Origin of the sequence: Auritidibacter sp. NML120636 (assembly GCF_003185945.1) — a bacterium.
Taxonomy (GTDB): domain Bacteria; phylum Actinomycetota; class Actinomycetes; order Actinomycetales; family Micrococcaceae; genus Auritidibacter; species Auritidibacter ignavus.
Window position 1 is genome coordinate 114,505 of record NZ_QHLO01000007.1, and the last position, 21,547, is coordinate 136,051.

Sequence of the window (21,547 nt, forward strand, 5' to 3'; positions counted from 1 at the left end):
CTGATTCTTCAGAAATCAGCCAGCCAGATAGGACGTGATGATCATGACCAGCCAGATTCGCTACACTACCTCTTCGGGACTGACCGTCAGCGTGCTCGGCGAGGTCTCCGAAGCCACTCAGCCGCTACTGTCCGATGCGGCCCTGGAGTTTCTGGCCTACCTCCACACCACGATGGAGCCCAAGCGTCAAGAACTCTTGGTAGCGCGTCAGCAGGTGCGCGCAGCCATTGCGGCTGGGGCGCGTCCGGGATTTGAGAGCACCACCAAGAAGATTCGTGAAGATGATTCCTGGCGCGTTGCTCCACTGGCACCCGGTCTGAAAGACCGCCGTGCCGAAATTGCCGGACCGGTGGATCGGAAAATGACCATCAACGCCCTGAACTCCGGGGCCAAATGCTGGCTGGCTGATTTCGAAGATGCCTGTACTCCCACCTGGGAGAACATGATCGAAGGCCAGCGGAACCTCTACGAGGCGATCCGTGGCCAGATCCGCCACACCGACCAGACCACCGGTCGGACCTACAAGCTCAAGAAACCAGCCCTGGCGCAGTCTCCAACGATCCTCCCGCGGCCGCGGGGGTTGCACCTGGACGAGAGCCACATCGTGGTCGAAGATCAGCCGATCGCCGGAGCGCTGATGGATTTCGGGCTGTTCTTCTTCCATAACGCGCACGAGCTGGTACACCTGGGCCGTGGCCCCTACTTCTACCTGCCCAAACTGGAACACCATCTGGAAGCTCGCTGGTGGAATGACGTGTTCACCAAGTCCCAGGACTACCTGAACATTCCCCACGGAACCATCCGGGCCACGGTGTTGATCGAGACCATCACTGCAGCCTTCCAGATGGATGAGATTCTGTATCAGCTACGCGATCACTCTGCCGGGTTGAACGCTGGTCGGTGGGATTACATTTTCTCGATCATCAAGAACTTCCAGGACTCCTCCGACGAGTTCGTGCTCCCGGATCGTTCCGATGTCACCATGCAACAACCGATGATGCGGGCCTACACCGAGTTGCTGGTGCGTACCTGCCACCGTCGTGGTGCTCACGCCATTGGCGGGATGGCAGCCTATGTGCCGGATAAGTCGGACCCCGTCAAACACCGGATCGCTCTGGAAAAGGTGCGCGAGGAGAAGTCCCGTGAAGCTGCGGACGGTTTCGACGGTTCCTGGGTAGCTCACCCAGATCTGGTGCCGGTGTGCATGCGGGTCTACGACGAGTTGCTCTTTGAGACCCCGCACCAGATTCGCACGCGCAAACGTGAGGATGTGGTCCCGGATGCTGAGGCGTTGCTGAACGTGAAAGCCACCACCGGGGCGATCACCGAAGCTGGCATTCGCACCAATATCGAGGCCGGTATCCACTACTTGGACGCCTGGTTGCGCGGTCACGGTGGAGCCAGCATCAACGACCTGATGGAAGACGCTGCCACCGCCGAGATTTCCCGCTCCCAGCTGTGGCAGTGGATCCGAACCGAGGCCACGGCCACGACCGTGCAGGGGTCCGAACGCACCGTAACCCGCGAGTGGGTCGATGAGCTCATCAACGAGATCGTGTCTGCTGCGGATCGGTCAGACCAGGATCGGATCACTGAGGCCCAGGAGGTCTTTTCCGCCGTGGTCTTCGCCGAAGAGTTCCCTGAATTCTTGACCATCCCGGCTTACAACGCCTACCTGGCAGCTGACGCCAACACCCGCGTCGCCGTCTGAGGCATCTGGGGACCTAGAGCACAACCCCGAGCACACAGCACAGCGGGCCCGACCAGACACTCTCTGGCCGGGCCCGCTGTTGATCTACACAGGCAGTGTGTTCAGTCTCGGTGTTGCGGCCACCTAACCAAGCGAGTGACTCACCAAGACGGAGACGACACGCAAAATTTACTCTTCGTCGCCGGCATCTCCTTCGTCGCCGTTATCCTCGCCGTTATCCTCAGAGTCGCCACCCTCGGTCAAGGAGTCGACGTAATCCTGGTTCTCCGCGACCCAGTCTGCCACGATGTTTTCGTACTCGCCCTCGTCGTCATTATCGGCGAACATCTGGGCTTCGAGATCGTAGAGCAGGTCGTTTTCCATGGTGAAGTCCGATAGCCACTCAGAGACCTCGGAGAAATCATCGCTGAAACCGTTGTAGGCGTAGGTCGACATGGTTTCAGAACCACCCAGAGCACCCTCGGGGTCTTCCAGATCACGGACCGGGAAGGCCTCGTAGGCCCAGTGCGGACGCCACAGAGTCACCACGATGTTTTCGTCGTTATCGATGGCGGTGTTCAGCTCCTGGAGCATGGCAGGAGTGGACGAGGTGGTGAATTCCATCCCGTCCAAGCCGTAAGTCGGGATGACCTCATCTTCGGTGGCGGAGGTCAGACCGGCGCCGGGCTCAATACCGACGATCCGGTTGTCGAATTCATCGGCGTTATCGGCCAGTTCCTCCAGGGAGTCAATCGGTGCGTCCTCGTTGACAGCAATCTGTAGCGAGGACTCATCGTTCCAGGTACCCAGCATTTCCAGGTCGTCACCGTACTCATCCAGGTAGGACGCGTGGGTGGTGGGCTCCCAGACGTCCATGGTGAAGTCGTAGTCCTGAGTGGCTACACCGGAGAACACCACCGCCGGCTCAGCCTCTTCGAGGTTGACCGTATAGCCTTCTTCCTCCAGGATGTGCTTCCACAGGTAGGACACAGCAATGCCCTCTTCCCAGCCGTTGAAGACGCCGATGGTCAGTTCGCCCTTGTCCTCACCACCGTTGTCGCCGGTGCCGTCGCCTTCGCCACAGGCGGTCAGGGCCAGGGCGCCGATAGACAGTGCAGCAACGGATTTCCAGATCTTGTTGAACTTCCTCACTCTGTTACCTCCAGTTAGTGTCAGTGTGGATGATGAACCGAACCGGTACAACTCAGGCACCCGGTCCGTTAGCTTTTCTTCTTTAGCGCGGTCAGCCGGTCCAGATACATCGCCAACACGACCACGGCGATACCGGCTTCAAAGCCCAGTCCCGCATCGATACTGCTCAAGGCCGACGTGACCTGGCCACCCAGGCCACCGGCGCCGACCATACCAGCGATGACCACCATCGACAATGACAGCATAATGACCTGGTTAATACCGGCCATAATGGTCGGCATGGCCAGCGGAAGCTGGATCTGACGCAGGATCCGGAACCGTGAGGCACCGAAGGCCTGACCGGCCTCGACCACCTCAGCGTTCACACCGCGGATGCCCAATTCGGTAAAACGCACACCGGGCACCATCGCGAACAGAATGGTGGCCACCATGCCGGGAACAACACCGACACGGAACATCACCAGCGCCGGAATGAGGTAGACCATCGGCGGCATGGTCTGCATAAAGTCCATGATCGGTTTAATAATGGCCGAGGCCGTATTCGAGGAGGCGGCCAGAATACCCAGCGGGATCGCAATGACTGCGGCAATAAAGGTGGAGATCGTCACCAGCCCCAGGCTGTCCATAGCATGTTCCCACATGTTCATCCCGGCAATCAGGGTGAAGCCCAACGCGGTGCCTAGCGCTAGTTTCCAGGACTTGACGATCCAGCCCAGCCCGGCCAGGACGAGGGTTACCACCCACCAGTCAGGCCAGGTGAGCAGACCGACCAGCAGGTCGTTGAGCGTCGCCAGCGTGGTGCGCACGATTGAGAACGCTTCCGAAAAAGTGCCGAGCAACCAGTCCAGACCGGCTTCAATGGCTTCGCCGACGCCGAAGCGGAAGTCGTTAATGGACTCGAATTCGAACCAGGTGATGTCCGAAGCCGGGATTAGAGCAGACAGTGTCGAGCTCACAGCGCATCACCCCCAGCGGTCTTATGGCGATCGGTATCGCCAGCAGGCGACGGATCGATTTGTTCAGCGTGGCGACCAACCGAGGCATCTGGCGGGGCGTCCCCAGGGTCGGTGGTCTCAGCTGACTCCAGACGCTCTGACAGTGTTTCCGAGCGCTGAGGGCTCATGGCCTCCAGCAGACGCGAGACGCGGACATAACCGACCTTCACCCGTTTGCCATGGTCCTCACCTTCAACCGCAACCGGGCCGTCGGCTTCCACGGCAACCGGGACGATCTCCTGCAAAGTCGCCCCAGGCTTGACACTACGGTGTGTGCGCCCGAAGCTGGTAATTTCTGCTTCCGAAAGCTCCGCAGGCGGAACCATGACCGATTGCGCGGTGAGAACCCGAGACCGATCCACATCCGCGGTGAAGGAGGCGACATAGTCATTGGCGGGAACCGAAAGGATCTCTTCGGGCGTACCGATCTGAACGATGCGGCCTTCCTTCATCACCGCGATACGATCACCCATGTACATGGCTTCGTTCAGATCGTGGGTAATGAACACGATGGTCCGATGTAGCTCACGTTGCAAGGAGATCATTTCTTCCTGCATCTCACGCCGGATCAACGGGTCCAAGGCTGAAAAGGCCTCATCCATCAGCATCACATCGGTCTGCGAGGCCAACGCCCGAGCCAGTCCCACACGCTGTTGCATACCGCCCGAGAGTTCACTCGGGTAGCGCCTTTCCCAGCCGGCCAAACCGACCGAGGCCAGCACCTGCGCAGCCATCTCCTGACGTTCTTTTCGACCGTAACCCTGGATTTCTAACCCATAGGCGGCGTTATCGAGCACGGTCCAGTGCGGCAGCAATGCAAAGTGCTGAAAGACCATCGACATGTGCCTGGCTCGCAGATCTCTCAGGTGGTTTTTCGACAGCTGAGCCAAGTCTTGCCCCATGACTTCAACAGTGCCCGAGGTGGCCGGTTGCAACGCGTTCAGGGTTCGGATCAGGGTTGACTTTCCGGAACCAGATAGCCCCATCACAACAAAAATTTCACCGGGCTTCACCTCAAAGGAAGCGTCAATCACCGCGGCAACACCCTCAGACCCAATGTCTTTTCGGTCAGCACCGGCCTTGATTTTCTCGACGACTCGTTCGGGACGTTTACCGAAAACCTTATAAACATTCTGTACCCGAATCACCGGGGCATCGGACTGGCCGGCACTACCTGTTGGCTCCGGTTGCTCCGAGATGTGTGGCGATGATGTCATACACGCTTCCCTTGGGTTGACATGCAAAATCAAGAAGGCGATCCCTTGCGGGAGATGCCACAAAAAGGTCACCAGCTAATGATAATAACAAACTTTCAGGGGAATATCTCATAATTCAGATCTTGGCTCCACAAATTCGGATGAGATAAAACTACCCAACCGGGCAGATAATGCAAATGAGATTTACTGCACATAATGCGTCAACCATTCCGCCCAGACGAACAATAAGCCTATGATCAGAAGCCAGAAGGTAACGATCACATAGTGCGGTGTTATGTGCCCACAAATCATGAGACCCCAAGAAAACGGCTTGAGTTTTTTGAATTTCCCATCGGGTGATCCAAACATGTGTTCACTTTGAGCTGAAACTTGGGGCGTAAAACATTGATTCACAGGGTCCTGGCCGTGGCGCACACGTCCATGGCGGGTACCCGTGTGATGCTCGCCCCGGAGTGAGAGGCCACAGAGATGATGATGGACCTAGCAGACAAAGCCGTGTGAACGAGCTTACACTGGACAGTAAGGGAGTCAATCTGACCACCCATCACCGCACCGATGTCGCCCTCCTTCAGCCCGGAGGGTCACGTCGTCGCCCTGGAAGCAAGGAAACTTATGAAACTGTCTGAGGCCGTTGTGCTACTTGAACGCGAAATCGCCGAGGTTGACAAACTGTTCCAAGACATCCCCGACGAGCAGTGGCGACAAGCTACCGTTAGTCAGGGGTGGACCGTTGCCGACCAATTAGGTCACTTAGTGTGGACCGATCAGCTCTGTCTGTCGGCCATCGACAACGACGAGCGCTTTCAACAGGTGGTGGCGCTGACTCAAGGTAGTGACCCAGAGGCGTTCACCAAGCACCTTGATGCTGAAGCCCACCGACTAGCTGAGCAGGAGCCTGCCGAGCTGCTGAATCAGTGGACGACAACTCATCACGAATTACTGACCCGCTTGAAAGAATACGGCGACGATCAGGAGACGAAAATCGCCTGGCTGGCCCGCCCCATGAGCCCCACCAGCATGGCCCAGGCTCGCACGATGGAGCTCTGGGCCCACAGCTTGGACATCTACGACGCTGTGGGGTGGACCAAGCCCCGCAACGAAGCCGAAGCTTCGGTTGCCGAGCTCGCTGTGAAGACCCGTGACTTCGCGTTCACGTTGCACGGCCACACGCCACCGCAGGAGCCAATTTATGTCCAGCTGTCCTTACAGGTCGGCCCTGACCTGAGTTTTGGTGACCCTGATGCCGAGAACCGCGTTATTGGTTCCGCCTGGGGTTTCTGCGCGGTAGTTACGCAGCGTCGACACTTTGCCGATGCCGACCTCAACATCGAGGGTGACACCGCAAAGCTGTGGATGCAGATCGCCCAAGCCTTTGCCGGTGCTGCGACCACCGGACCGGAACCAGGGGAACGGCTATCTCCGGCTGATCTGGAAGACTAGCCCGCTGTCTGAGGCGCTCACGCGCACACCCGCCCTCTCACACGCGGGCCACAACGGAGACGCGGGCTGGCGAGGTGTCGTTAATCTCGTTAAAGACGCAGAAATTTTTACGCTTTTCGCATGAATACGGCGTCCGGGGCGCGATGCCCCTTTACCAAATCGGTTTTCCAGTGTTTGCTGGAACCATGAGCAAATACGCAGTCACAAACCCCAACACGGGTGAAGTTGAAAAGACTTTCGACTCACTGACCACCGAAGAGATTCCCGTCATCATTGACACGGCCTATCAGGCCTACGAATCCTGGTCCCAGACCGACCTGAGCAAGCGTGCTGAGATTCTGAACCGGTTCGCAGATCTCCTGGATGAACGTGCCGAAGAGCTGGCGCACATCATCGGGCGTGAAATGGGCAAGCCACTCCCCCAAGGCAAGGCGGAGGTCGATAAGGTTGCCCGCACGGCCCGCTGGTTTGCCGAGCACTCCGCAGAGTTCTTGGAGACCACCGAATTGCCGGATGCTCCCGTGGCGGACCGTACCTACGTCAAGCACGACCCGCTCGGTGTGCTGTTGGGCATCATGCCGTGGAACTTCCCGTATAACCAGATCGCTCGGTTCGTGTTGCCGAACCTAATGGTGGGTAACACCATTTTGATGAAGCAGGCTTCGATCTGTCCTGAGTCCTCGCAGATGTTCCAGACCCTGCTGGAAGAAGCTGGACTGTCCCAGGGTGTGTACACCAACATCTACCTGAACTCTTCCGACACTGAAGAAGTGCTGAAAGACTTCCGTGTCAAGGGCTTCTCCCTGACCGGGTCGGAAAGTGCCGGCGCGTCGGTGGCCTCCGTGGCAGCCAAATACTACAAGCGCTCGGTGCTGGAGCTGGGCGGTAACGACCCGGCCGTGGTGCTAGACACCAACGATGTGGACGCCCTGGCCAAGAAGCTGGTTGGTATTCGCACCTCGAACGCCGGCCAGGTCTGCACCTCCCCGAAGCGGATGATCGTGGTCAAGGAGCTGTACGACGACTTCGTGGCCGCTGCCGAAAAGGCGCTGGCTGATGTCAAGGTCGGCCCCTACGACGATCCCGAGACCGACATGGGCCCGCTCTCCTCGGTACAGGCCCGTGACGAGGTCCTCGAACAGATTCACAACGGTGTCGCCGACGGCGCAACCCTACGCTTCGGTGGCGAAAAACTGGATCGCCCCGGCGCCTGGATGTCCCCGGCGTTGCTGACCGATATTGATCCGCACTCCACGCTGGGTCAAACCGAAGTTTTCGGACCGGCCGTGATGATCTTTAAGGCCGAGGACGAAGAAGATGCCCTGCGCATCGCTAATTCCACCGAGTACGGCCTGATGTCTTCGGTCTGGACTCAGGACCCCGAGAAGGGTCGCGAGTTCGCCGAGCGGATCAACGCCGGTATGTGCCTGGTGAACGCTCACCAAGAGTCCAGCCCCGAGTACCCCTTCGGCGGTATTAACCGCTCCGGTTACGGTCGTGAAAACGAACGGTGGGCACTGCAGGGCTTCACCAATGAACGTCTGGTGCGTATCCACAACGAACACTAAGAACCGCGCTCATCTGGTGTCCTAGACAGATCCCGTTGAGGCCCGTGATCTGCCCCATCGTGAGGGCGTTCATGGGCCTCAACTGTGTCTCCAGTCCCTCCCCGCGCCACCCGCCTGATGCCAGGGTGCAGAAATATGACAGTCGACATGACCCTGCGGGTGCACACACGACGAAACCAGAGTAAGATGACCCTCATGTTCCGGGGGTCGGTGAGAATCCGAACCGGCGGTGACAGTCCGCGAACCTCGCACCCGCGAGGCCGACTCGGCGAAATTCCGAGACCGACGGTGATGCGCCTCAGGCGCGAGTCCGGATAAAAGGAACACGATGATTGCAACAAAGGCACCCGTTATGTTGGGGTTGCCTTCCCTCGGTGCATACCGGCTCACCGAGCCGGGAATCATGATCAGAGAAGATGATGAACACCGAGAACTCTTTCTCCACGGTAGCACGCACCCACAGGCGGATAGCGCTGGATCGTGCCTTCCAAATCGCCCGCTTCGGCCCGGCCGACACCGACAACCCACAGGTGGGGTGTGTGCTGATCGATCCCGCCGGCCGAATCCGGGCCGAGGGGTGGCATCGTGGTGCTGGAACCGACCACGCTGAAGTGGACGCACTCAGGCAACTACCTGCTTCCTGGGCCGACCGTGGCCACGAGCTCACCGCCGTCATCACGCTAGAACCCTGCCACCACACCGGTCGTACCGGCCCGTGTGCCCAGGCACTGCTCGAGGCCGGGATTGCCACAGTGGTCTACGCGATGGACGATCCCACCCCCACCGCACGCGGGGGCGCAGACTTCTTGACCAGCCACGGTGTGCAAGTTATCGGACCGGTCGATCCCGTCACCGGATACCGCCTGTTGGGCACCTGGCTGGCCCGCACACTCCCCCGCCCGCAGATCACGGCGAAGTGGGCGCAATCTTTAGACGGTCGAATAGCCGCAACCGATGGCACCAGTCAGTGGATCACCGGTCCGACAGCACGCGCTGATGCGCACCGTCGTCGCGCCGCGGCCGACGCCATCCTGGTCGGCACCGGAACCGTGCTGGCCGATGATCCCGCTCTCACCGCTCGTACCGCGCAGGGAGAGCTCTTGGTGCCCGCCGACGAGCAACCGGTGCCGATCGTGCTCGGCTCACGGGATATTCCCGATACGGCAGCCGTGCACCGTAGCCCTGCTCTGGCAGCTCGCGGACTGCATTCCGCCGTGCGCCTCACACCGCAACACCCGGGTGAACTGCTGCTCGAATTCGCTTCCCTGCGGGATCAGGGCATCACCAGCGTGCTGGTTGATGGGGGACCACGCGTGATCTCCTCCCTGATCCGGGAACACCTCGTGGATGAATTCCTGATTTACACCGCACCGGTGCTACTGGGAGGACCGCGCACTGCCCTGGACGATATCGGCGTCACCAGCCTGGAGCAGGCACCCCCGCTGATCATCCACGAGCGCCACCAGCTGGGTGCGGATCACGTGACGATCGCAACTCCCGCCCCATACGTCATACCATCAACCACAGAAGAACACCACCCAATCGCTTACTCACCTGACAGGAGGCCCTGATGTTTACCGGACTGGTGGAAGACCTCGGAGAGGTCCTCGATCTCACCCCCGATGGAGATGGCCAACGCTTGCGCGTCCGCTCCACGCTGGTGGCATCCGATGCCAGCCACGGGGACTCGATTGCCGTCAACGGCGTGTGTTTGACCATCGTTGACCACACCGACACCGAGATCAGCCTGGACGTGATGGCCCAAACTCTGGCCGTTACCGGGCTGGGCAACTTAGGCGCCGGGGCTCCGGTGAATCTGGAGCGGGCCCTGCGGGCGGATGCCCGACTCGGTGGGCATGTGGTCCAGGGCCACTGCGATGCCCGCGCAGTGGTCGCCGAAATCCACCCTGGCCAGCAATGGCGCAAGATCCGGTTCGCACTACTCGGGGATGCGGCGACCACAACGGTTGCCCCACTGATCGTGGATCGAGGATCGATCACCGTCGACGGCGTTTCCCTGACCGTTTCCGCCGTGTCAGGACCGGCTGAAACGACTCCCTGGTTTGAGGTCTCGCTGATCCCCGAAACCTTGCGAGCCACCACGCTGGGGCAACTCGGCCCCGGGGACGCGGTCAACCTCGAGACCGATGTTCTAGCCCGGCACCTAGCGCGCCTGGCCCAATTCGACCGCTCACTCATCGTCCCCTTCGACCGCACCTCAGCCAACTGAGGTATCACCCTATCGTTCTGAACGGAGGCATCTGTTGTCCTTAGCATCCATTGACGAGGCGGTCACCGCCTTAAAAGCAGGCCGGCCGGTTATTGTCGCTGATGATCAAGACCGCGAAAATGAGGGCGATGTCATCATTTCCGCCCAGCTGGCTACCCAGGAGTCGATCGCCTGGGCAGTCAAACATTCCTCGGGGTTGCTGTGCGCACCGATGACGCGCGAGATCGCCGATCGGTTAGATCTGCCGATGATGGTCGAGCACAGTCAGGATCCCCAAGCCACCGCCTATACCGTCACCGTCGATGCCACCGAAGGAATCACGACCGGGATTTCAGCCCATGACCGGATGACCACATTCCACCGGCTGGCCGACCCCTGCGGTGTGCCAGCAGACCTGACCCGTCCCGGGCATGTGCTCCCCTTACGTGCCGTGGACGGTGGGGTGCGGGTCCGCCCAGGCCACACCGAGGCCTCGGTGGAATTAATGAAGCTGGCCGGCCTGGCCCCGGTGGCGGTCATTGCCGAAATTGTCGCCGATGACGGTGAGATGATGCGTCTGCCGCAGCTACAAGAACTCGGTGCTGCCGAACAGGTTCCGGTGACCACGATCGAGAAGCTGATTGATTACCTCAATGAGCGCGATCCCCGCCATGCCACTGACGCCTCCCAGCACTTGCAGTCGGGCACCTCACCAGTACAGCACCGCGCCCACCGCCGGGTCTCGCTACTGGCCGACACGCTGGTCCCCACGATCCACGGTGATGTCCGGATCAAGGCCTATCGGGATCGCCAGCAGGGCATTGACCATTTGGCGGTGACAGCCCCGGGTTCGGCCAACGCCGAAGACCGGCGCGACGTCCCGTTAGTGCGAGTCCATTCCGAGTGCATTACCGGTGAGGTCTTCGGCTCGCTGAAGTGTGAATGTGGTCCGCAACTCGATGCCTCTCTAGCGCAGATCCACGCCGAGGGCGGCGCAGTAATTTATCTGCGCGACCACGAAGGGCGCGGTATTGGACTGGCCAACAAACTGCGGGCCTATGCCCTGCAGGAACAAGGACTGGATACCGTGGAGGCCAATCTTCAGCTGGGCTTACCAGCCGATGCCCGCAATTACGAGGTGGCTGCCGAGATCCTGGCCGAGCTCGGTATGACGCGGGTGCGACTGTTGACGAATAATCCCGAGAAGGTCGCTCAGCTCACCAGCGAAGGTATTACCGTCGTCGATACCGTGCCCCTGGTGGTCAACATCCATGACACTAATGTCCAATACATGCGCGATAAACGCGACAAGATGGGCCATACACTCCCCCAGACCTTGACCATCACGACCAACACCCAGTCTGTGACGACCGCCGGAGTTTCCTCGGCGCAATCCGTAGGTCCCGCCACAGATCAGAGTACAGAGAGGAACCTGTCCGCATGAGCTCTGCAGGAGCGCCCCAGCTTTCCGTGAATGCTGAGGGTCTTAACGTAGCCATCGTCGCCGCCAGTTGGCATCACCACGTCATCTCGACCATGCAACAGGAGGCAATCACGACCATCATCGAGTCCGGGGCCGAAGCGGAAACTTTTACCGTGGCCGGCTCCTTCGAACTTCCCCTGGCTACCCAGGTTGCCTTAAGGACGGGATTTGATGCCGCGGTTTGTCTTGGGGTCATCGTCCGTGGAGAAACTCCGCACTTCGACTATGTCTCCAGTGCTGTCACACAGGGGCTCACCCGGGTCCAGCTCGATACCGGCAAACCCGTCGGATTTGGGGTATTGACTGTAGACAACGAGCAACAAGCCTGGGATCGTTCGGGAGCAGCCGGGGCGCGCGAGTCCAAAGGCCGAGAAGCTGCTGAAGCTGCTTTGCACCTGGCCCGGGCAGTGCAAAAGATCACGACCGGTCGTAGTTCGTCATGACGCCAAGAGGAGTCGCGGTGAGAGTACTCATCGAATCACGAGGGGGTTCACCGGAGACCCGGTAGCGCGGTGAATCTTCAGTGGCGCGGCAGTGTAGAGAAAGTCGTACTTACCGTCAGCGTGACATTTCTCTGCCAGCTCTTCGAGGTCGCAAATTTCGGTAAAAACAACCCCCAGGTTGCGCATCAGCGCATTATGTAGCACCAAAGCAACCCCGGTGGCAGGATCGAACGTGACCTCGTTACCAATCAAATCGGTCACCAAATTGGGGATCTCCATCTCATGGAACCACTCCACAAGATCCGGAGAATAAGCCAAGCCCGGTTCGCAAAAATCCTCATAAAACGACTCCCCCTCATCGTGGAACCGTTGGAGGTAATTGGTACGGATGACCACGATGTCGTGCTTCTCGAGCGTGATGTTCTGATGTTCTGCACAAGCTAAAAGCTCCTCGTGGTCGAAGGTTTCCCCGGCATCGAGTGATTCCACGCCTCGATACCGAGCTATGTCGAGAAGGACTCCTCGCCCCACCACACCACGTTGCGCAATGGGGGCGACGCTCGCTTTATCTAAACCACCAACCGTGGTGCGTGCATCGTAGCCATTCCACAGCGTTCCGTCGTACCAGACGTGTCCCAGAGCGTCGTACTGGGTTGATCCCTGCAAGAACGCCAACATTTTGTCATCGGCATAGTGCATACCGCCGGGGAACTCTGGCCCCGTGCCAACATCCCAGGACGACTCATCGGTAATCATCTCTAGCTTGGCTGGTTCGCGCCCTGGGAAAACCGGGTCGCCTTTCGGATCACCAATCATGCGTTGCAGGGTGAGAACCTCGCCCTCCGACACAGCTTTGATACCCCGGAGCACCTCATCTCTGGTGAGAAAATTCAGGGCGCCCACCTCATCGTCCGCACCCCAACGTCCCCAATTCTTCGGAGCATTCGCTAGTAGTTCTCTCAGTTCTGGCACATGTGGCATCTGAATTCGTCCTATCTATCCCCGTCGCGAAAGAGGTTTTGACCTCCACCTCACCCGATTCAATGTGGCGTACATCATAGTTACACGCGAACGGCGAGCGCAAGATTCGCACGGTCCAGAATGGACTTCGCGAGGCACCTTGGCGTGTTCTTGTAGCAACCCCAGGGTGAAGTGTTACTGCAGCCTTGCCTAACGCCCCCAATTCCAGCTTTCGCGGATACTAGCCGTACCCCGTGTTGACGATTCCGACAACCCGTCGGCGCTAACGGAAGCCTGGCGGAAGAACGGAGCACACCGAAGATAACGACGACCAGGACGGTAACCCTATGGGCACCGACAGGTTAGCCTTCGGACAACAAATCATGGCACGTTTCCGGCGGCAGAACCCGCCGAGCGCAGTAAGGAAGACGGTCAGCGCGACGCCACGTTCTCCGATGAGTCACCAATCCGGGCTACACCGATGGGAGAGGAGGAACAACGAACCCATTCAACCCCAGACAGAGAAAACATCCGTGTCGAAGATACCTTGTAGAACGTTCCGACCACCGATGAGTAATCCTCCACTTTCCCCACCGTCAACGATAGTGCTAACCCCGGTTTCTAGTACCCGAGAATCCGCTCATGCCACTCGTACTTCCGCGCCACGATGAGTCGATGATCCTTAACTAACCGAAATGAAATAATTAACCGATAGTTAATGATTAGTTACCACATAGCTAACAATAACCAGATGGCGCCGACCCTCCGGATCAAAAGTCAAATAATGAAACGTACAGGATACCGAACGCCTCAAGGTCGGAACGCGCGCACCCGGCGTCAGAAATGAGAATAATATTCTTCGGTTAAAAAAGATTGCACAGCCACCCTAAAAGTCAAAAAATATCATCCTGACTAGCCAGTTTGCCGGAGACTGCCTGACCAGAATCGAAGCTACATCCCTGCGATACCGCCGAAGTTTGACAAAAAGCCCTTGTACCTCCCACGAGGTGCTTATACCCTTGATTTTGAGTTCGAGCCAAAGTCTTGACTCGAGAGGGTCGCTCAGCCTCCGGGTAGTTCATTCCCTCAATTCTTTTAGGCACAACTTCATTCCACTAAGGAGAGCCCCATGTCCACCTCATCCAAAAAGAGCGTTCTGGCGACAATCGTCGGATTCGGATCCGCAACTGCGCTGTCTTGTGGCCTGATGATCAGCCCGGCTATCGCTGACCCCAATGAGCCCGGCAACGGTGGACAATTGCCCATCGACGACCCAACCGACCAGCCCACCGACGACCCAACCGACGAACCCACCGACGAGCCGTCGCCTACTGATACGGAACTGCCGGATACCTGTGATGTGTGGATCGTTGATTCAGCCGGCAGTGGCCCACGCGAAGACAACACCCTGGCCCAGGGTGAAACCTTGTCCGGCGTCGATTTCGCCGGCGTAGGCCTGGAACCCGGATCCCAGTACACCTGGGCAGTCTCCACTGACTCAGACGTCGACAACGCTGAGTTCTCGGATCAAGCCGACGAAGAAGGATTCTTCGCCTTCAATCTGGGCCAAGAGACCCGTAACGAAGACGAGGCACCCGGGGAAGGAACCCAGACCGCACTGGCCACTGGCGACTACACCGTAACTGTTGACGGCACGCAGGGCAACGGAGAACCAGCCAAAGACTGCACCGTCAACTTCACCGTCGTGGCAGATAAAGACGGCTCTGGCGCCGACAACGGCTCGGACTCCGACGACAAGGGCTCTGGCAACAAAGGCTCTGGCGACAAGGGCTCTGACGACAAGGAAGTTGTAGCCGCAGGTTCCGGTCAGCAGAGTGGCGGAGACACCCTGGCTAACACCGGTGCCACCGCCGGCGTACTCGCCGGAGCTGGCGCTCTGGCTGTTGCCGGTGGTGCAGCTGCACTCATCGCAGCACGTCGCCGCGCTCACTCCTAAAACACAAATAAAATAGGTCGGCCTAAACCGACCCTGCAACAAAGCAACTCACAAATATTGATGGGGCAGGTCATAGCAGACCTGCCCCATCAATATCGACGCCATCTTGAATCCAAAAAACCGACAATAGACTGGCCATGCCATTCAAGTAGTCGTTTGTACATGTACAGGGTGCCAAGACTCCGGCTCTATTCTTCCAACCATGCCAGCCACGCCTCGCCGAGGTCACGCACTGTTCTAGCGTCCTTGACCGCCTGTGCTTCTTCAACCTGTCGCTGAGCCTTTCGCTGTTGCTTCAGTTTGGCCGGGGGAACGAAAACACCCATAGCTTTCTGTTCCTTAGCTATCTCAAGAGCTTTCTCTGCGTCCTGACGCCGATCAAACTGACCTATCTCATACTGCACACCTAAGTAGCTCATTCTGACCCTGTACTTACCTCGCCTGAACGTGATCCCTCGAGGTAGCTTCTCAGGTCGTGCCATGTCCCTATGTCCTGTCCCTAGTTTTAGGGTATTTTGGCGCATATCCTGGAACAACCTGAGATAAGCCAATTCCACTAATTTCCTTTGTTTGCAACGAAAAACCCCGGAAACTCAACGGTTCCCGGGGTCGTACGCGGAGGATAGGGGATTTGAACCCCTGAGGGCTGTTAACCCAACACGCGTTCCAGGCGTGCGCACTAGGCCGCTATGCGAATCCTCCTTGAGCTCTCACTCGAACACATGCCGTCTTCGTGCAAGAGCAGGTTCAAGCATAGCTGAAATCATGACACGTTTTCAAAATGCGCACCGACAGTGCCTGAATGACTCCTGCGCCCGGCTCTTGTCATGACCTGATACGATGGGTCACGGCTCCTCACGTGGTGTCATCTTTCTGAACTCCCCCAGGACAGGAATGTAGCAAGGGTAGGAAGGCTCTGGCAGGTACGTGAGGGGCCTTTTTGTTATAACTTCTAGGCTAGGCTGCAGTCTCGCCCTTGTTCCGCGCCCGCTTAGCCCACGGCTCTTGATCGGTGGGTGTACCCAGGTTGAAGACAACGGTCACGACGAGACCGAGCACCAATCCAAAGACCAGGGCCAATAAGAAGTTAAAGTCGACAGTGAACATAAAGGCGAACAACACACCGGTCCAGACTCCAGCGAACAATCCGGGGGTAGACAAGTACTTCATCACATTCCTCTTGATCCGAAAGCTGTTGTGACCACTACGTACTCCTATTATCTCATGCCCCCGTTCCTGAAGTTCTCGCGCTAACTCAGAATTGCCAGCAACTGCTGACCCGGTTCCAAGGGTCCTCACATATTCGCATCTTAGACTGGAACCAGCGCCTCCAAGGTGTGAGTGATGAGTGATAGTGATCGGCCCGGATACTCCCCCAAGTATCCGGGCCGATTCTTTGACTCAACAGACTGCGTTCGACCATGAGCTATCCACGGCCAGACATCCACGACCAGACCGTTCACAATCCCGGTCTAGCCCGTAACCGGCGAGTTATCCAGCCACGCCATCGCCGTCCATCCAACATTGTCTCAGCACATGTGCCCCACGGCGTGAGGGGAACAGCTTAGCGTGGCGCAGCAGTTTCGAGGTTCTCTCCGACTCTCCACCGCGCGCCGGTAGATCGCCCACATTGCGTGCTCTTTTACAACGAAGCACTCTTCGCGGTAGCAAAAGATCGTCAGATTCCCAGATTCCTTTAACCTTGACTCAAGCCTCTTCACATTTAAGCCCCTTAGAGTTGATATCAACCTCTTCAAGGTGTGAGTGATGAGAGGTGGCCCGGATGCGATACCATCCGGGCCACTTTTTTGTTGCGCAAATTCAAACAACACGACAAGCCGCATTACCACAGCCTCGTGACATATGGTGAAAATCACTTACACTAGTCAGCGGGGCATGGGCTCTGCAAAGCGCCAAGCTCACCCCCGAAAGAGCTCAACCAAGGGAGAAAAAGCCGTGACGGTAGTCGAAGATCTCAAAGCGAACATGACGTTGCCAGTCATCGGTGCACCCCTGTTCATTATTTCGAATCCGAAACTGGTCATTGAACAGTGTCGCAATGGCGTTATCGGATCGTTTCCAGCCTTGAATGCCAGGCCACAGGAACAGTTTGAGGTCTGGCTTGACGAGATCGAAACGACACTGGCTTCCCTCAAAGAACAAGAGCCAGAACGTCGCATTGCTCCTTATGCGGTGAATTTGATCGTCCACCCCACGAACAAGCGCCTCCAGGACGATCTTGGCGTCTGTGTCAAGCACCGAGTTCCGATCGTGATCACGTCTTTGCACGCTCCCACCGAGGTCGTCAAAGTAGTCCACGACTATGGAGGATTAGTTTTCCACGATGTCACCACCGTTCGGCACGCACGTAAAGCTATCGAGGCCGGCGTCGATGGGCTGATCCTGGTCTGTGCAGGTGCGGGTGGTCACGCAGGAGCTACCAGCCCGTTTGCTTTGGTCCCTGAAATTCGTCGTTTCTACGACGGGCCGATTGCACTGTCCGGTTCTGTTGCCTCCGGACAATCTATTCTCACCGCCGAAGTGCTGGGCGCAGATTTTGCCTATGTCGGCACGAAGTTCATTGCTGCCACGGAAGCGAACGTACCCGATGCGTATCAGCAGATGGTGCTCGATTCTGCTGCCGCAGATGTCGTCTACACCTCGGCTTTCACGGGCGTTGCCGGAAACTACCTGAAGCCCAGTATCACCGCTGCCGGCCTAGACCCCGACCACCTGGCTGAACGAGACTCCTCCACAATGGATTGGAATGACGGTGGCGCGAAAGCCTGGAAAGATATCTGGGGTTCCGGCCAAGGCGTGGGACAAATTGACGCCGTGGCGCCGGCCGCATCCATCATCGGCGCCCTCGCCGAGCAGTACCACCAGCACAAAGCACTGGTGGCACAGCAACTTAGTGAGTAACCACGTGATTACCCGAGTTTGTTGACAATCTCGCGGTTAAAGGCGTCCAGATCTGCCGGAGTGCGCGAGGAGATGAGCTTGCCATCGACGACAACCTCCTCGTCCACCCAGGTTGCCCCGGCGTTGCGCAGATCGGTTTTCAGTGAGGGGAAGCTCGTGAGCTTCCGACCCTGGAGTACCTCAGCATCGGTCAGAATCCATGCGCCGTGGCAAATTGCGGCCACGAGTTTGTTCTGGTCGAAAAACCCGCGAGTGAAAGCCACAGCGTTTTCATCCAGACGGATCGCATCAGCATTGCCGGTGCCACCCGGTAGAACGAGAGCATCGAAATCCTCTGCCTTCGCCTGGGCCACCTCAAGGTCAACCGGCTGGGCGTGGGCACCTTCTTTACCGGATACTTCCTGCTGCTTCGGAGAAACCAGCACGGGCTCAGCCCCTGCTTCGGCTACAGCTTTCCAGGGTTCCGTCAATTCTGAAGGCTCATAGTTGTCAGTGACCAAAAAAGCAACACGCTGTGCCACGAGAATCAGTGACTCCTTTCGCGACGTTGTTCACGATATCCCGATGGATTGTCGATGCATTTGTCGTGCAGGTTTGAGATCCTGTTGCTCCCTTTTAACGCAAGTACTTCTCGACGGTCTCGTCAAGGGGATACGATCGATGCGGATTCGGTCAGCTACACACTTTTGGCTGACAGCGACTAAGGTGTACTGATGTGACCACCGCCTTATACCGTCGCTACCGTCCGGACACATTTGATGATGTGATCGGTCAGGAACATGTGACCGAGCCGCTGAAGAACGCGCTGAGCAAAAATAAGGTCAACCACGCCTATCTGTTCTCCGGTCCACGCGGTTGTGGCAAGACCACCTCGGCCCGTATTTTGGCCCGTTGCTTGAACTGTGTCCAGGGGCCCACGCCGGTGCCCTGTGGCGAGTGCGATTCCTGTCGCGAGCTAGCCACCGGTGGTCCGGGCTCCCTGGACGTGATCGAGATTGACGCGGCCTCTCACGGCGGTGTAGATGATGCACGTGACCTGCGGGAACGTGCGACGTTTGCTCCCACCCGGGACCGCTACAAGATCTTTATTGTCGACGAGGCACACATGGTCTCCTCTGCTGGTTTCAACGCGCTGTTGAAGATCGTGGAGGAACCACCCGAGCACATCAAGTTTATTTTTGCCACCACCGAGCCAGATAAGGTCATCGGCACCATCCGCTCGCGGACTCATCACTACCCGTTCCGACTGGTTCCCCCCGAACCGCTGATGAACTATCTGGAGTCGCTGGCCGGACTCGAACACATTGCGATTGCGCCCGGAGTCTTATCCTTGGTGGTTCGAGCCGGTGGCGGTTCAGTGCGCGACACGCTCTCGGTACTCGACCAGCTCATTGCCGGAGCCACCGAGGAAGGCGTCAGTTATGAGCTCGCTGTGAACCTGTTGGGGTTCACCCCCGAGTCCTTATTAGATGATGTCGTCGATTCCCTGGCAGCCCAAGACTCCGAAACGTCCTTTCAAGTCATCGACCGGGTGATCCAATCCGGGCAGGACCCGCGTCGCTTCGTGGAAGATCTCCTGGAACGGTTGCGCGACGTGGTAATCGTCAAAGCCATGGCCGAGAATGCTGGAAGTGTGTTGCATGGCGTCTCTGAGGACCAGATCCGTCGCCTTAATGCCCAAGCCGCCCAGATGGGAGCCGCTGAGCTTTCGCGAGCCGCGGACATCACCGCAAAGGCCCTGACTGAAATGGTCGGGGCAACCTCGCCCAAACTTCACCTGGAGCTGTTGGTCGCGCGACTGATGTTGCCCTCGATCGATGAGACCCAGCAGGGCCTGGCTGCCCGGATTGAACGCATTGAGCGCCGTTTGGACTACGGCGCAGCGCCCCCTGCTGCCCCAACCGGGGCAGTTGAGTCGACAGCTAGCGGTGCATCCGCCACTGCGGCCACTGCTGGCAATACCACCACCTCTGGGGCCGCCCTGGCGCGGGCTACTCTGCGCGGGAATGCCGGCGACGAGCAACAACCGGAACCTGCTCCCAGCGACCAACCCCAGCAGTCGGAACCACCACAAGCGCCACCCCAGCACACTCAGCCGGACCAGTCGGCTGAGCCGCGTCAGCCCAGCCCGGACCAAGGCAGTTCCCGGGTGGAAATGGTTCGTCGCGCGTGGCCGGAGGTGATCAACTATCTCGAACAACATTCACGCCTGATGTGGATGACATTTAAAGACAACGCGGGCATTGCCGGCTTTAATGGCACCACGTTGACGATCGGCTTCCGGAATGACGGGGCCAAGCACACCGCCCAAAAGCGTGGTGGTGAACAGATCATTGCCCAGGCCTACCAGCAGATTCTGGGCCTTGAACCTCAGGTGGACTTAGTGGTCGGATCAGATACGGCCACCCCATCGGTTGCGGCCCCCAACTCCGGCGGTAGTGGTGGCGGTGGTGCCGACCCAAAAGCTGAAAGCCGCCCGACGCCGGCGGCAGAGACCCCAGCAGTGACGTCCACCGAGGTCTCTGCGCCCCCGGCGCCACAGACTCCCACGCGATCTGCTCCAGCGCGCGAGTCGGGCCAGGAACCTCCGTCCGCAGAGACTGGTCAGAACGAGCGCCCCGGGGCGCCGGACCAGACGCCTGTGCACACCGGATCGGCCGTCTCCGACTACCAGCCCAGTGCCGAAGAACTTGCTGAACTCGCCGAAGACGAGCAGGCCCCTGTGGCCTGGGACGAAATACCCGACGAGGGTGAGACATCCCCCGCACCTCACCAGTCCCCACAGCAGCAACCCGCCCCCGCACCGCCACAGGCAACTCAGTCCGCCTCCGAGCCGGTTGCTGAGGACGGCTACGCCGGATTCATCCCTACCCCAGATCCAGCCACCAAGCCCAAGGTCCCTTTCTTCGCCAAACCCGAGGCTGAACTTCGCGCAGAGTTCCAGGAACGTTTCGGGGATTTGATCCCGACCTATCCCCCCAAGACCCCCGATTCCTCTACGCCGAGGCAAGATTCAGCCTCTCCTGCTCCGCCGAGCGCTCACGCGCCAGACACCAATCGCCCCGGCACCCAGAACACCACCGATACTGACCCCGGCTCCGCAGAGACCACCACTACACCCCAGGCTGCGGAATCCGCGCCCGGTGAAGACACCCAAAACTCTTCCCGGCCGTCAATGTTCCAGCAGATGATGAACCAGTACCGGAAAAACACGGCACATAACACCGTCGCGTCTTCCCCGGTCCATCCCCCCGCTCCTTCACCGCAACAGCACCCCCACCAGGACCCGAGCGATCGCCACCCCGAACCAGCCACTCACGACGAGCCGGCACCAGTAGCCTGGAACGAAGAGGTTGCCAGCGAGGATGACGTTCTCGTTGAGGACTCCGGCCTTGTCGGACGCCCGGTGCTAGAGCGCATCCTCAACGCCCGGCTCGTGGAAGAACTCAACCCCGACGGCACTCCGAAGTTCTCATCCTGATCGCTTACCACCAGCTCAACCAAAGAAGGT

The 21,547-nt window shown here is 58.7% G+C and carries 17 protein-coding genes, 1 tRNA gene, 1 other RNA gene and 1 riboswitch; of the genes, 11 read left to right on the forward strand and 8 right to left on the reverse strand.

Annotation, left to right across the window (positions count from 1 at the left end; genetic code table 11):
• Positions 1-43 precede the first annotated feature (43 nt).
• Positions 44-1,711, forward strand: a complete 1,668-nt coding sequence (aceB, locus tag DCC25_RS07680) for a malate synthase A (protein ID WP_370443914.1) — start codon at positions 44-46, stop codon at positions 1,709-1,711.
• Positions 1,712-1,879: 168 nt separating this feature from the next.
• Here the strand turns inward: aceB and DCC25_RS07685 are convergent, their stop codons facing one another.
• From DCC25_RS07685 to DCC25_RS07695, 3 genes are all read right to left on the reverse strand, one after another.
• Positions 1,880-2,842, reverse strand: a complete 963-nt coding sequence (locus DCC25_RS07685; RefSeq protein WP_233487965.1) for a glycine betaine ABC transporter substrate-binding protein — start codon at positions 2,840-2,842, stop codon at positions 1,880-1,882.
• Positions 2,843-2,910: 68 nt separating this feature from the next.
• Positions 2,911-3,798 (reverse strand): ABC transporter permease, encoded by an 888-nt coding sequence (locus DCC25_RS07690; protein WP_369860289.1) that lies wholly within the window; start codon positions 3,796-3,798, stop codon positions 2,911-2,913.
• On the reverse strand, positions 3,795-5,054 hold the full coding sequence (locus tag DCC25_RS07695) for a glycine betaine/L-proline ABC transporter ATP-binding protein (RefSeq protein ID WP_110101229.1): 1,260 nt from the start codon (positions 5,052-5,054) through the stop codon (positions 3,795-3,797). Before DCC25_RS07695 ends, DCC25_RS07690 begins: the two co-directional genes overlap by 4 nt.
• Positions 5,055-5,666: 612 nt before the next feature.
• Between DCC25_RS07695 and DCC25_RS07700 the strand changes: the two genes are divergently transcribed.
• The 6 genes from DCC25_RS07700 to ribH all read left to right on the forward strand — a co-directional run bounded on the left by DCC25_RS07700 (position 5,667) and on the right by ribH (position 12,197).
• Positions 5,667-6,494: a TIGR03084 family metal-binding protein gene (locus tag DCC25_RS07700; RefSeq protein ID WP_158524757.1), complete on the forward strand. Its 828-nt coding sequence runs from the start codon at positions 5,667-5,669 to the stop codon at positions 6,492-6,494.
• A gap of 185 nt (positions 6,495-6,679) precedes the next feature.
• Positions 6,680-8,062: an aldehyde dehydrogenase family protein gene (locus DCC25_RS07705; RefSeq protein WP_110101249.1), complete on the forward strand. Its 1,383-nt coding sequence runs from the start codon at positions 6,680-6,682 to the stop codon at positions 8,060-8,062.
• Positions 8,063-8,254: 192 nt separating this feature from the next.
• Positions 8,255-8,392, forward strand: a riboswitch (FMN riboswitch).
• 86 nt (positions 8,393-8,478) lie between these two features.
• A complete protein-coding gene (ribD, locus tag DCC25_RS07710; protein WP_110101231.1) occupies positions 8,479-9,633 on the forward strand; it encodes a bifunctional diaminohydroxyphosphoribosylaminopyrimidine deaminase/5-amino-6-(5-phosphoribosylamino)uracil reductase RibD in 1,155 nt (384 codons plus the stop codon).
• Positions 9,633-10,292, forward strand: a complete 660-nt coding sequence (locus tag DCC25_RS07715; protein WP_110101232.1) for a riboflavin synthase — start codon at positions 9,633-9,635, stop codon at positions 10,290-10,292. Before ribD ends, DCC25_RS07715 begins: the two co-directional genes overlap by 1 nt.
• A 34-nt stretch (positions 10,293-10,326) precedes the next feature.
• A complete protein-coding gene (ribB, locus tag DCC25_RS07720) occupies positions 10,327-11,715 on the forward strand; it encodes a 3,4-dihydroxy-2-butanone-4-phosphate synthase (protein WP_110101233.1) in 1,389 nt (462 codons plus the stop codon).
• Positions 11,712-12,197: a 6,7-dimethyl-8-ribityllumazine synthase gene (gene ribH / locus DCC25_RS07725; protein ID WP_110101234.1), complete on the forward strand. Its 486-nt coding sequence runs from the start codon at positions 11,712-11,714 to the stop codon at positions 12,195-12,197. Before ribB ends, ribH begins: the two co-directional genes overlap by 4 nt.
• A gap of 27 nt (positions 12,198-12,224) precedes the next feature.
• On the opposite strand, the gene DCC25_RS07730 is transcribed toward ribH, so the two are convergent.
• Positions 12,225-13,178 (reverse strand): cyclase family protein, encoded by a 954-nt coding sequence (locus tag DCC25_RS07730; protein WP_110101235.1) that lies wholly within the window; start codon positions 13,176-13,178, stop codon positions 12,225-12,227.
• A gap of 1,108 nt (positions 13,179-14,286) precedes the next feature.
• On the opposite strand from DCC25_RS07730, the gene DCC25_RS07735 reads away from it, so the two are divergent.
• Positions 14,287-15,114 (forward strand): hypothetical protein, encoded by an 828-nt coding sequence (locus DCC25_RS07735; protein ID WP_110101236.1) that lies wholly within the window; start codon positions 14,287-14,289, stop codon positions 15,112-15,114.
• A gap of 188 nt (positions 15,115-15,302) precedes the next feature.
• Here DCC25_RS07735 and DCC25_RS11340 read toward each other — a convergent pair whose 3' ends face one another.
• Both DCC25_RS11340 and DCC25_RS07745 read right to left on the reverse strand, forming a co-directional pair.
• Positions 15,303-15,440, reverse strand: a complete 138-nt coding sequence (locus DCC25_RS11340; RefSeq protein ID WP_158524667.1) for a hypothetical protein — start codon at positions 15,438-15,440, stop codon at positions 15,303-15,305.
• Positions 15,441-15,730: 290 nt separating this feature from the next.
• A tRNA-Ser gene (locus DCC25_RS07745) sits at positions 15,731-15,816 on the reverse strand.
• 144 nt (positions 15,817-15,960) lie between these two features.
• Between DCC25_RS07745 and ffs the strand changes: the two genes are divergently transcribed.
• Positions 15,961-16,057, forward strand: an RNA gene (gene ffs / locus DCC25_RS07750) — signal recognition particle sRNA small type.
• 14 nt (positions 16,058-16,071) lie between these two features.
• Here ffs and DCC25_RS07755 read toward each other — a convergent pair.
• Entirely contained in the window at positions 16,072-16,284 is a 213-nt protein-coding gene (locus DCC25_RS07755; protein ID WP_110101237.1) for a hypothetical protein, read from the reverse strand.
• Between the two features lie 726 nt (positions 16,285-17,010).
• Between DCC25_RS07755 and DCC25_RS07760 the strand changes: the two genes are divergently transcribed.
• Positions 17,011-18,036 carry a nitronate monooxygenase family protein gene (locus DCC25_RS07760; protein ID WP_199445898.1) on the forward strand — a complete coding sequence of 342 codons (1,026 nt, stop codon included), beginning with the start codon at positions 17,011-17,013 and terminating at the stop codon, positions 18,034-18,036.
• 8 nt (positions 18,037-18,044) lie between these two features.
• On the opposite strand, the gene DCC25_RS07765 is transcribed toward DCC25_RS07760, so the two are convergent.
• On the reverse strand, positions 18,045-18,566 hold the full coding sequence (locus DCC25_RS07765) for a type 1 glutamine amidotransferase domain-containing protein (protein WP_110099914.1): 522 nt from the start codon (positions 18,564-18,566) through the stop codon (positions 18,045-18,047).
• A 185-nt stretch (positions 18,567-18,751) separates the two neighbouring features.
• Here DCC25_RS07765 and DCC25_RS07770 point away from each other — a divergent pair, with 185 nt between their 5' ends.
• Complete coding sequence (locus DCC25_RS07770) at positions 18,752-21,517, forward strand: DNA polymerase III subunit gamma and tau (RefSeq protein WP_110101238.1); 2,766 nt, start codon at positions 18,752-18,754, stop codon at positions 21,515-21,517.
• Positions 21,518-21,547: the final 30 nt, after the last annotated feature.